The sequence below is a fragment of the Citrobacter sp. genome (genome assembly GCF_050252275.1).
GTDB lineage: Bacteria > Pseudomonadota > Gammaproteobacteria > Enterobacterales > Enterobacteriaceae > Citrobacter_A > Citrobacter_A amalonaticus.
In genome coordinates this window covers 1-10,334 of sequence record NZ_JBFWLF010000159.1, presented here as the reverse complement: position 1 = coordinate 10,334, position 10,334 = coordinate 1, and the positions used below count along the sequence as shown (strand labels likewise).

Annotated in this window: 11 protein-coding genes and 2 pseudogenes; 11 read left to right on the top strand and 2 right to left on the bottom strand. The window is 52.0% G+C overall.

Annotation, left to right across the window (positions count from 1 at the left end; all coding sequences use genetic code 11):
• Positions 1 to 161 (top strand): annotated as a pseudogene (locus tag AB7E14_RS14220) (hypochlorite stress DNA-binding transcriptional regulator HypT); the annotation flags it as partial.
• A gap of 7 nt (positions 162 to 168) precedes the next feature.
• On the opposite strand, the gene AB7E14_RS14215 reads toward AB7E14_RS14220, so the two are convergent.
• Positions 169 to 903: an aspartate/glutamate racemase family protein gene (locus AB7E14_RS14215; RefSeq protein WP_044327486.1), complete on the bottom strand. Its 735-nt coding sequence runs from the start codon at positions 901 to 903 to the stop codon at positions 169 to 171.
• 450 nt (positions 904 to 1,353) lie between these two features.
• On the opposite strand from AB7E14_RS14215, the gene AB7E14_RS14210 reads away from it, so the two are divergent.
• The 4 genes from AB7E14_RS14210 (at position 1,354) to AB7E14_RS14195 (ending at position 5,693) form a co-directional block, all read left to right on the top strand.
• Positions 1,354 to 2,397: a TRAP transporter substrate-binding protein gene (locus AB7E14_RS14210; RefSeq protein ID WP_052522439.1), complete on the top strand. Its 1,044-nt coding sequence runs from the start codon at positions 1,354 to 1,356 to the stop codon at positions 2,395 to 2,397.
• A gap of 73 nt (positions 2,398 to 2,470) precedes the next feature.
• Positions 2,471 to 4,345 carry a TRAP transporter large permease subunit gene (locus AB7E14_RS14205; protein ID WP_052729062.1) on the top strand — a complete coding sequence of 625 codons (1,875 nt, stop codon included), beginning with the start codon at positions 2,471 to 2,473 and terminating at the stop codon, positions 4,343 to 4,345.
• 117 nt (positions 4,346 to 4,462) lie between these two features.
• Positions 4,463 to 5,227 (top strand): SDR family NAD(P)-dependent oxidoreductase, encoded by a 765-nt coding sequence (locus AB7E14_RS14200; RefSeq protein ID WP_054176822.1) that lies wholly within the window; start codon positions 4,463 to 4,465, stop codon positions 5,225 to 5,227.
• Between the two features lie 46 nt (positions 5,228 to 5,273).
• The gene (locus AB7E14_RS14195) at positions 5,274 to 5,693 is read left to right on the top strand and encodes an RbsD/FucU family protein (RefSeq protein WP_044254078.1); all 420 of its coding nucleotides are present in this window, start codon (positions 5,274 to 5,276) and stop codon (positions 5,691 to 5,693) included.
• 40 nt (positions 5,694 to 5,733) lie between these two features.
• Here the strand turns inward: AB7E14_RS14195 and AB7E14_RS14190 are convergent, their stop codons facing one another.
• Positions 5,734 to 6,768, bottom strand: a complete 1,035-nt coding sequence (locus AB7E14_RS14190; protein WP_042999402.1) for a LacI family DNA-binding transcriptional regulator — start codon at positions 6,766 to 6,768, stop codon at positions 5,734 to 5,736.
• 143 nt (positions 6,769 to 6,911) lie between these two features.
• On the opposite strand from AB7E14_RS14190, the pseudogene AB7E14_RS14185 reads away from it, so the two are divergent.
• From AB7E14_RS14185 to AB7E14_RS14160, 6 genes and pseudogenes are all read left to right on the top strand, one after another.
• Positions 6,912 to 7,133 (top strand): annotated as a pseudogene (locus AB7E14_RS14185) (DDE-type integrase/transposase/recombinase); the annotation flags it as partial.
• Between the two features lie 804 nt (positions 7,134 to 7,937).
• Complete coding sequence (locus tag AB7E14_RS14180; RefSeq protein ID WP_058587084.1) at positions 7,938 to 8,372, top strand: VOC family protein; 435 nt, start codon at positions 7,938 to 7,940, stop codon at positions 8,370 to 8,372.
• 61 nt (positions 8,373 to 8,433) lie between these two features.
• Positions 8,434 to 8,565: a hypothetical protein gene (locus AB7E14_RS14175; RefSeq protein WP_316962053.1), complete on the top strand. Its 132-nt coding sequence runs from the start codon at positions 8,434 to 8,436 to the stop codon at positions 8,563 to 8,565.
• Positions 8,566 to 8,588: 23 nt separating this feature from the next.
• Positions 8,589 to 8,726 carry a hypothetical protein gene (locus AB7E14_RS14170; RefSeq protein WP_227657169.1) on the top strand — a complete coding sequence of 46 codons (138 nt, stop codon included), beginning with the start codon at positions 8,589 to 8,591 and terminating at the stop codon, positions 8,724 to 8,726.
• Positions 8,727 to 8,766: 40 nt separating this feature from the next.
• Positions 8,767 to 9,339 (top strand): DUF1349 domain-containing protein, encoded by a 573-nt coding sequence (locus tag AB7E14_RS14165; RefSeq protein WP_316962163.1) that lies wholly within the window; start codon positions 8,767 to 8,769, stop codon positions 9,337 to 9,339.
• A 38-nt stretch (positions 9,340 to 9,377) separates the two neighbouring features.
• A partial coding sequence (locus tag AB7E14_RS14160; protein WP_428169615.1) for an MFS transporter occupies positions 9,378 to 10,334 on the top strand: 957 nt, incomplete at its 3' end.

Genomic DNA, 10,334 nt, shown 5'->3' with positions numbered 1-10,334 from the left:
ATGCGATTCGTCAGGAGATTCGTAATCGACAGCTCATTGTGCTGAACCAGGACGAGCTGATTATTCCTATTCAGGCGTATGCTTACCGGATGGATACGCGGATGACGCCCCTGGCGGAGCGGTTCTGGAAAGAACTGCACCATCTGTATACTGTCCCCTGAGCGCAATTCAGACGCAGGCAACCTGCTGCACAGGCTCATCCATCTGCGTATCTGGCCATGACTCATACCAGCGAATGGCGGCGTGTACCAGAGACGCAGTTGAGTCAATAAACCGGCACCCAAAATTGCTCTCATGCCCGGCCACAATTAACGGGATCTCAGTGCAGCCCATAATAATGATCTGCGCGCCATGGGAAATCAGTCGCTCAATTTGTGGAAACAGCAACCTTTGCGCGGTGGCTTTATCTCCGCTTTTCAATGCGTAAATTGCCTGCATCACCTGCGCCTGCCCCGCCTCTTCCGGCTGAACCAGTGAGAGCCCCTGCGCAGTCATTTTTTTCTGGTATAACCCTGTCGCAAGCGTGGCGTTTGTTGCCAGCAGGCCGACGCGAGTCACGCCGGGAGGAATTTCACTCAGCGTGGCATCCAGAATGCTGATCATTTCCGCCTTTGCCACTGCCCGTAAATCATCAAACCAGTAGTGTGCGGTGTTACAGGGTATGACGATACACTCAGCCCCTGCATCTTCCAGCATATGCAGATAACGCTCCAGATAGTGCAAGGGAGAGGGACCACCAGAAAGCAGACAGGCTGTACGATCGGGAATGTCCGGAATTGAGCTAACGATGAGCGGGATATGCTGCTGATCGCAGTTGGCGCTGCGCAATTCAACAAATTTTTCCAGCATGTCCGCCGTTGCTGCGGGCCCCATGCCGCCCAGAATCCCAATGGTATGTTTCATCATCTGCACCGTGCTTTCTCTGTCATTTCAATTGACACTATCACCTTGATGCTTATGTAAAAAATGCCATTTTCTAAGCAGCTATGCGTAAAAGTTATCACCTGACAGACGCGAATCGGTTTACACAGACTGCTGTCTGCGCTCCCGGGCACCAACGACGTACCGGTTTCTGGAGCCTGCCTCACTAAACAGTGACTAAACAGCGAACACCCCGTTTCGGTTTTGTAACACGCGCCCGGAAATTAGCGATACCCGCCACAAAATTCACATATCACTCATCTTGATGAAAGGAAGCATATTGCATTTGCACAGTGAGTCGGATAGCGTCTGTAACGTTACACTAAAACGTTACAGAAAACAGAATCAGCGACTTTTTCGTTAAACCAGCTGGCTGCGTCCACCTTGCCAGATGGCGTTATCACGACCTCTACACTGTGAGAAAGGATAATCATGATGAAAACAACCCCGTTTCGTTCAGCCAGACGTTTTCTGGCACTCGCTTGCCTCAGTAGCGCCCTGATTGCAGGCAGTGTGCTGAGCGCTTCAGCACAGGCAGCCATCAATTTTCGTGTTTACTCGTCTCTGCCAGGAGATGACTCCTCTGCGCACTATATTTGGTTCAACCGCTTCCAGGAAAACCTTAATAAAAACGAGAAGTTAAAAGGACAGATTAAGCTTAATTACTTTGCCAACGCTATGCTGGGAAAAGAAGCCGATGCAACACAGCAGGTCCGTATCGGCGCCATTAACATGATGATTTCAGGGACCTCAATCTGGGCCACGCTGGTGCCGGAAGTCGGTGTGCTGGATCTGGGGTATCTGTTTAAAGACTATGACCAGGTCGGGAAAGCGCTGGACGGCAAAGCCGGTGAGCAGCTTTCTAAACTGATGATGGATAAAGCAAACGTAATGGTGCTGGGCTATGGCTATAACCTTGGCGCGCGCAACGTGTACACCAAAAAGGCAATTGAAAAGCCGGAGGATTTAAAGAATCTGAAAATCCGCGTACTGCCGGTGCCTAACTTTATCGCCACGCTGAATCACATGGGGGCGGTGGCCATTCCCATGCCGGGCGGGGAAGTCTATTCCAGCCTGCAAATGGGCGTGATCGATGGTGTCGAACATGATGCCCCCACCATCTACGCCAGCAAATATTATGAAATCATCAAAAATGGCACGCTGACCCGCCATAGCTATAACCCGCTGATGATTGCCATGAACAAGAAGAGCTTCGAGCAGATCCCAGAGTCATTACGTGCCGACGTGCTGGCCGCAGCGAAAGAGGCCACGGAATACGAACGCCAGCAGGCCAGCCAGAAGGAACTGGAAGCGATTAAAAACCTGGAGGCGAAAGGTGTCACTTTCCGGGAAACCGATCGCGCCTTCTTCGCACAGGCCGTACAGCCTGTCTGGAAAGCCTTCCTGGATAAATACCCGGATCTGAAACCGATGGTGGACGAGATCAGCGCCGCCGCGCCGAGCGACAAACCATAAGCCGAGCATCGTCGGCCTGCTAAGTGTAGCGGGCCGGTGATGTTGCCCACACAAACCATGAAAGGAGTTCATCATGGCTGATATCCCGATGAAAACAAAGGATGAAAAGTCTTTGTTGACGCTGTTGGGGCGGCTGAGTCGATTTCTGACCACGTTAACGTCCTGGGCCGGAGCGCTGGTGCTGTTTATCAACGTGCTGGTGGTATTTGCTTCGGTGATCTGGCGCTACGCCCTGCATTCACCAATCCACTGGGCGGAAGAGGTGGCGCGAGCGTTGATGATTGCGCTGGTCTTTTTTGGCGTCGCCACCTCAACCGGCCGAGGCGGACACATTGGTGTCGATCTGTTCTTACGCTTCCTGCCTGAAAGCGTTCGCCCTTACGTTGTTCATGCCAGCCGCTGGATCCTGTTTCTGGTCTCCGTTGGACTGGTCGTTTCCAGTTATGATCTGGTGCAGGCCGCGCGACTGCAAACCACCGAGACGGGCCTGCCGCAGACCATTTACGTGATTCCGGTATTAATCGGTTCCGTGGTGATGATGGTGGCTGCGCTGGAACATGCGCTGCATGAACGCACAAAAGTGGTGTTGCTTAGCGGCGCAGGGATCATTGTGCTGGCGACGCTGGGTTATCTGAAACTGTCGCTGATGGCCGATCCGGCCAGCGCGGCGGCGGGCCTGATGCTGATTTGCTTCGTGCTTGGCATTCTGGCCGGTGTGCCAATCGCCTTCACGCTCGGCATGTCGGCAATGGTCTTTTTTATCTGCGACCCTTCCCTGCCGTTTGTCTTTTTCTCACAGCAGGTAGCTGCGGGCGTTGACCACTTTGTTCTGTTGGCGATTCCGTTCTTCTTGCTCGCCGGTGCGGCAATGGAAATCAACGGCATGTCCACGCGTCTGGTCGAACTGATTGTGCGTGGTATGGGACGCTTTCGCGGCGGTCTGAACATGACCACCGTACTGTCGATGGCCTTTTTCTCAGGCATCTCCGGTTCCAAACTGGCGGATGTGGCAGCCGTCGGCGGAGTGTTAATGCCTGCGGTACGTCGCGCGAAGCAGGACAGCGAAGAAGCCGCCGGGGTATTTGCCGCCTCCGCGGTAATGGCGGAAACCATTCCACCCTGCGTGAACCTGATCGTGATGGGCTTTGTCGCCAATATTTCCATCGGCGCGTTGTTTATAGCAGGCCTCATCCCTGCAGCTTGCCTGTTGGTGCTGTTAATGGTCGCCGCCAACCGTTTCGGCGGGAAAATTAACGTCAGCGAAGCCTATCCGGTATTACGCCCGCGGACTCAGCTTTACCTCGGTGCCGCTGTCGGTCTGGTCATGATCTTCATGATTGGCCGCGGGGTCATGATGGGGATCGCCACCTCCACGGAAATTTCCGCCTTCGCAGTGATCTACGCCATTGTGGTGGGTCGCCTGGCGTTTGGTGAGCTGACGCTGAAAGCCACAGTGAAAATGTTCGTTGATATTGCGGCAATGTCCGGCGTCCTGCTGTTCATCGTGGCCTGTGCGACCAGCCTTTCTTATGCCCTGACCATTCAAATGATCCCACAACAGATCGCTGAACTGCTGGTTGGCATTGGCATGGAGCAAGGGGCCTGGCTGTTCCTGATATTGACCATTGTTATTCTGATCATCTTTGGCGCGGTTCTCGAAGGTGCGCCTGCGCTGATCATTTTCGCCCCGATTCTGGTGCCAATAGCCATTCAGCTTGGCTTTAACCCGCTGCACTTTGGCATTGTGATGATCATGGCGATGGGCTTTGGTCTGTTCTCACCGCCGATCGGCCTGGGTCTCTATACCACCTGCGCCATTTGTGGCGTGGAGATGAAGCACGTCATCAAACCGATGGCGAAATATCTGGCGGTGGTTTTTGTCGGCATCATTATTGTCGCCATGGCGCCACCATTAACCACCTGGCTGCCCGGACTGGCCGGCTACTGATAATGAAGTCCTGTATTTGCCACGCTCAGGTGGCAGGGATATCCACGCACAAAAAACGGTAAAACGATGTCACGTCATTACCTGATGCCGTTTAAATATGAATAATGGGAGTATGAAATGGGATTATTAACGGGTAAAAAAGCGTTTATTACAGGTGCAGAACAAGGCATTGGTAAAGAGAGCGCGAAAAAACTGATTGAGGCGGGATGCGATATTTATATTCATTATTTCAGTGGCGAAGAAGGCCCACGGGAATTAATGGCGCTCGCCGAACAGCAAGGCTGTCGCGCGGCCTGTGGTTTCGCCGATTTAACCGATGAAGAAGACGCAGCCCGCTGTGTGGCACAGGCAGCGGAATTCCTCGGCGGTATCGATATTCTGATCAATAACGTTGGCGGCATTATTGCCCGCAAATGGCTGGGTGAGATTGAGCCACATTTCTGGCGCACGGTGATCGACGTCAATATGACGACGATGCTGAATGTCACTCAGCAGGCATTACCGTGGTTGAAGGCCGCGCCAGACGGCGCCAGTATTGTTAACCTGGCCTCCCTGGCCGGGCGCTCTGGCGGCCATGCAGGTTCTCTGGTCTACTCCACCACCAAAGGCGCGGTGCTAACCTGGACTCGCTCGCTTGCCGCGGAGCTCGGTGAACACGGCATCCGCGTCAATGCCGTTGCGCCGGGACTGATTCTCGGCACGCGTTTTCATAATCAGCATACTACGCAGGCCTCTGCCGAGCAGACAATCCAGGCCATTCCTCTGGGACGCGCGGGCACCCCGGAAGATGTGGCAAGGGTCATCTGTTTCCTCGCTTCTGAATATGATGGCTTCGTTTCCGGTGCCACCATCGATATTAACGGCGGTATTTACCGGGCATAAAAATGCGGCGGGCGATAATGCCCGCCAGTTTTAAAAGGTATGACATATGATCAAGTCAGATATTATTCATCCTGATTTATTACAGGCGCTGGCACAGTGCGGACACAAGGCGAATATTTTAATCACCGATGCCAATTACTCTTTTCTAACCAATACTTCTGCGCAGGCACGGATTATCTGGCTTAATTTCACTCCAGGGATGATCGGGAGTGTCGTCATTCTGGAGAAAATCCTTGGCTATATTAATGTGGAAAAAGCCACGTTAATGGCAAGCCCGGCGGATTTTGATAATACAGTCGAGCGTGAATACCGTGGCATGCTTTCTGAGGCGATCGAGGTTGAACATGTTGAACGTAACGCGTTTTATTCGCTGGCCAAATCGTCTGACACGCTCCTGGTCATCGCCTCCGGCGAAACCCGCCGCTTCGCCAATATTCTGCTGACCGTAGCCCCAACGCTGGTATGACAGAGCGAGAAGAACGTATCGTTCTTCTCGTGCCTCGCCGCTACTGTACCGATTGTCGGGAAACCAGCGACGGAGGGAACAGAAACTCCTCTGGCGGAATGGCCGGATTTTCAGTCCGCTCGATCAACCGCTCCACCATCACTTCTGCCATCTCCCGAAGCGGCGGCATGATGGACGTCAGGCCAGGGAAAACCAGTCCGGAGAGCGGAATATTGTCGATGCCCACAATAGAGATCTGTTCCGGCACATGGATCCCGGCCTGATGCAGACCAGCCATCAGCCCAATGCCCAACGCATCGTTGATCGCGACAATACCATCCGGGAACACCGGCTGCTGGCTGATTTTTAACGCCAGCGCCCGCCCGAGTTCTGTCATTTCTGTGTCGCCATAGGCCGCCATGGCCTGGCCTTCAACGATCATTCCTTCCCGATAAAGCCCGTGGTCTTGCACCGCGCGGAGAAAGCCCTCAATTTTGTGCGCACGGCTGGGGGTCATCCCTTCCACCGTGGCAAACGCGAGGCGACGGCACCCCTGTGCAATCAGGTGTTCTGCTGCCATTCGCCCGGCCTCAATGTTATCCATTGATACACTGTCCAGCGCAAAATGACCCGACTGAGCACGCACAGGCATACGGCCATCATAGTTCACCATCACCATGCCCTGCTCTGCCGCTTGCGCAAAATGCGCTTTTTCAATATCGCAGGCGGCAACGATAATCCCCCGGACGCCGTGGGAAAACATGTCGTCCAGAAAGGCTTCTTCTTCTTCAATTTGTCGGTAGGTATTTCCAATCAGCACCCGCAGTTGGCGCTTTTTGGCGGCCAGATCGACTTCACGGGCCAGGGCAGCAAAGCTGGGATTCACAATGGACGGCACCAGCAGACCAATCATTTTGGCCTGACCGGTCTTGAGCTGTTGCGCCACCCGGTTTGGAAAGTAATTCAGCGTCTGCATGCTCTGCTGGATACGCGCCAGGGTTTCAGCCCGCATTTGATCGGTCCGACCGTTGAGCACATTGGATACCGTACTGACGGAAACGCCAGCATGCTTTGCGACATCACGAATATTCGCCATACATCTCCTTTGCGGCAATCGATGAATGGCGGAAGACACTCATACCCGGCATCGCCATCTTCTCAGGAATTATCAACTACAACGGTTTAGTGTAACGTTACAGACGGAGCTGTCAATGCAATGTATCAGGCATAATTAAGCAAGTGAACCACTCGCTGGCACTGGATGCGCTGCTGATTGCAGTCTGGCGACATAAACCTGACGACGAGGTTATCGTGCACTCAGACCAGGGCAGCCAGTACGACAGTGGCGACTGGCGGCGGTTCTGTTGGACCAATAACCTGGCCTCCAGTATGAGCCGACGTAGTAACTGCTGGGATAATGCGGTGTTCAAATCGTTCTTCAGTACGCTGAAAAAAGAACGCCGTTATTCGTTAAGTGATAACTTTCAGATACAGTGCCGGTTAATCACGCTACTTAAACCCGGGAATCCCCTGACCGGGGTGTGATTGCATTGTGGCACATCAGAAGGAATGATTTCTCCAGTTCTCATGAACGCCTGTCAATTAGCAGGACTGGATAGTCCTGCTCGGTTTATTATTTGAGTACGTATTATTTGATCGGCATTGTTTAAATAAACGCTAAACAACCACTCATTTAACATGGAGATACTGCTTTTATCCGTTAAGCTGTTCTGGCTAACAAACGAACAGCACTCCTGGAGGAAGCTGTCGACTCGAAATGGAAAACTTTTGGCCACCCGTGGCCTTTTTTCCTACCGTCCCAACCGTTATGTTAGCCCCATGACAACTGGCCTTGCTCACAGTGACCTGGTTTGTGGAATAACTCTTGTTTTCATTGCTTAGCCGCCTGCGCAGGCGGCTCTTTTTCAAGGAGGTAGCATGCCACTCAATAAAATGAAGCGTCATGCCATACTCCATACGCTCTCTATACCTGAACGTAAACTGCGCCCCCTAAAATGGCTTGCTCTCATCTCATCTCTGCTATTTATTTTACAACTGGCAATTGAGAGCCTGATCTTAAGCGAATAGCAGAATAGTAATTCCTGTCCAAAGACTCAATCTGGAATGATTTTCTGATACCTGTCGGGTACAGAGCACAAATATTAACGTATTTTTTCAGCAATATAAGCTATACGTAGGGTTGTACTTTTGTTCAATTTCACAGATACAGGCCTGACTGGCAGAGTCTGAATAAGGAAATGAGCCGTGGAAAACTATACGCTTCATCGTGGCAGACTTATCGACCATATCCAGCTCGTGGTAAACAACTTTGACGCAAGCAAAGCATTTTACACTGCTGTGCTGGCGGAACTTAAGATCCCCCTGGTTATCACAGATGACGATTATATCTGGGCTGACGAACTGGTCATTTCATCGGTAAAAAGTTCGGGGGCTGGAGGGGTGCCTACAGGACGACACCATCTGGCCTTTCAGGCCACAGACCGTGAATCGGTGGACGCATTTTACCGCGCAGCACTAAATCATGGCGGACATGATAACGGCGCCCCCGCCGAACGAACCTACCATCCCGGATACTATGCCGCTTTTGTTCTGGATCCGGACGGTAACAATATTGAAGCTGTTTACCATGGTGAGGGCGATCGCAGTGCCCGCTCTGTAGAAATCAGCTTCACTGTCTGAGAAAACAAGGAGCATATTTTCCCCTTGTAGCTCCCGAAAACCGCAATGGAGAGCTTTATCCATGACCGTTATTCCGATATCAGCTAAAGACTCGTTTGTCTGGCTGATCAATGATAACCCGGTGGCAATAGCCATCGTAACCCACAGAATGGACAAAGCGCGTCTGACCGAATTTGGTGTGCAACCCGATTAGCGGAGCGAGGGACTGGCAAAACAATGCTGAAGAAAATCAATTCCAGATGGCCTGGCACAGGTACATCAGCCGCGCTCCCAGAAATGCTGGCACCATTATTTACTGCGGCGGGTTATCAGGCTGAACCGTTATGCCAGTTTGAAATGGAACTGACATTTTAAAATATCGTTATGCTGCATTCCGGATAACAGGAGAATAATGATGAGTTGCAAGTTTGAATGGATCAATGAGCCCGCTAAATGGCACTACGGGAATAATACCCTGTCGGTAATCACTGATGATCACACCGATTTCTGGCGTCATACCTGGTACAGGTTTGAGCGTTTTTCAGGTCATATCTACGCCACTGACGTAACAGATGATTTTACTTTTCAGGTCAGGATCCGCGCAGACTTCACCACACTCTATGACCAGGCCGGAATTATGATTCTCTCTGACGAACAGCACTGGCTCAAAGCTGGCATCGAATTTAACGATGGAGCACCTGCAATCGGGAGTGTACTCACGCAGGGATATTCCGACTGGGCTACAGGACTCTTTCCCGGGGATCCGAAGGAATTCTGGCTGCGTCTGACCCGTAAGAAAGATGCGTTACGATTGCAGTACTCGTCAGATGGACAACACTGGCCATTACTTCGCTTATGTTATTTTCCCATGGGCCCAGTAAGAACGGGCGTCATGTGTTGTACACCTCAGCGCCAGGGGTTGGAGGTAGAATTTCTTGATCTCAGACTGACTCCTGCGATGGATAAAGAACTGCACGATCTGAGCTGATAAATATCAAGGAATTATAGAAAACGGAGAACCCGTTTATGAAGCCATTTACGGGACGCCTTAGCAGGTATGGCAGCGTTCTATTATTTCCACTGGCGATGGTCATCTACGATTTTTCAGCCTATCTGACCACGGATCTCATCCAGCCGGGCATCATCCACATCATCCGTGAGCTTCAGGCTGATATCACTCTCGCGCCTGCCTCTGTCAGTCTTTATATGGCCGGAGGTCTGGCGCTCCAGTGGCTCCTCGGTCCTCTCTCTGACCGGATTGGTCGCCGTCCCGTCCTGCTCACTGGTGCAATGATCTTTGCCCTGGCCTGTCTGGGCATGATGTTTGTCACCACGATCGAGCAATATTTTATTGCCCGTTTTATACAGGGAACCAGTATTTGCTTCATCTCCACCGTTGGTTATGTGTCAATACAGGAGGCCTTTGATGAAAAGGATTCCATCCGTATCATGGCGGCGCTGACCTCAATCGTATTGCTTGCGCCTGCCATCGGCCCACTGGCTGGAGCAGGTTTGATGTCCTTTATGCACTGGAAGCTGTTATTTGCGATCATCGGAGGGATGAGTCTGATGGCCTGGGCCTTGCTGATGTTTAAAATGCCGGAGACAGTCAAACGTCAGGGCCAGGGGTTTCATCCTGGAGATGTATTATCCGATTTTATCAGCGCCTTCAGACATCCGGTGGTACTGACGGGTGCCCTGGCCCTGTCGTTCGGTAACCTGCCGATGATTACCTGGGTCGCTCTCTCTCCGGTGATCCTGATTGAGGATGGCGGGATGTCACCCGGTATGTATGCCTGGACTCAGGTACCTGTATTTGGCGGGGTGATTATTGCCAGCATCATCGTCGTGAATTTTATCAAAGACCCCACTTCACCGCGCTTTATCTGGCGTACCGTTCCAGTTCAACTAAGCGGGCTGTGTATCCTTCTGCTTGGTAATCTGGGTTGGCCGCATGTCTGGTTATGGTCGGTGATGGGAATA

Excerpts from the sequence above, each read along its gene's own strand:
- AB7E14_RS14215 (WP_044327486.1), bottom strand. The coding sequence starts at position 903 with ATGAAACATACCATTGGGATTCTGGGCGGCATGGGGCCCGCAGCAACG.
- AB7E14_RS14210 (WP_052522439.1), top strand. The coding sequence starts at position 1,354 with ATGATGAAAACAACCCCGTTTCGTTCAGCCAGACGTTTTCTGGCACTC.
- AB7E14_RS14205 (WP_052729062.1), top strand. The coding sequence starts at position 2,471 with ATGGCTGATATCCCGATGAAAACAAAGGATGAAAAGTCTTTGTTGACG.
- AB7E14_RS14200 (WP_054176822.1), top strand. The coding sequence starts at position 4,463 with ATGGGATTATTAACGGGTAAAAAAGCGTTTATTACAGGTGCAGAACAA.
- AB7E14_RS14195 (WP_044254078.1), top strand. The coding sequence starts at position 5,274 with ATGATCAAGTCAGATATTATTCATCCTGATTTATTACAGGCGCTGGCA.
- AB7E14_RS14190 (WP_042999402.1), bottom strand. The coding sequence starts at position 6,768 with ATGGCGAATATTCGTGATGTCGCAAAGCATGCTGGCGTTTCCGTCAGT.
- AB7E14_RS14175 (WP_316962053.1), top strand. The coding sequence starts at position 8,434 with ATGACCGTTATTCCGATATCAGCTAAAGACTCGTTTGTCTGGCTGATC.
- AB7E14_RS14170 (WP_227657169.1), top strand. The coding sequence starts at position 8,589 with ATGCTGAAGAAAATCAATTCCAGATGGCCTGGCACAGGTACATCAGCC.
- AB7E14_RS14165 (WP_316962163.1), top strand. The coding sequence starts at position 8,767 with ATGAGTTGCAAGTTTGAATGGATCAATGAGCCCGCTAAATGGCACTAC.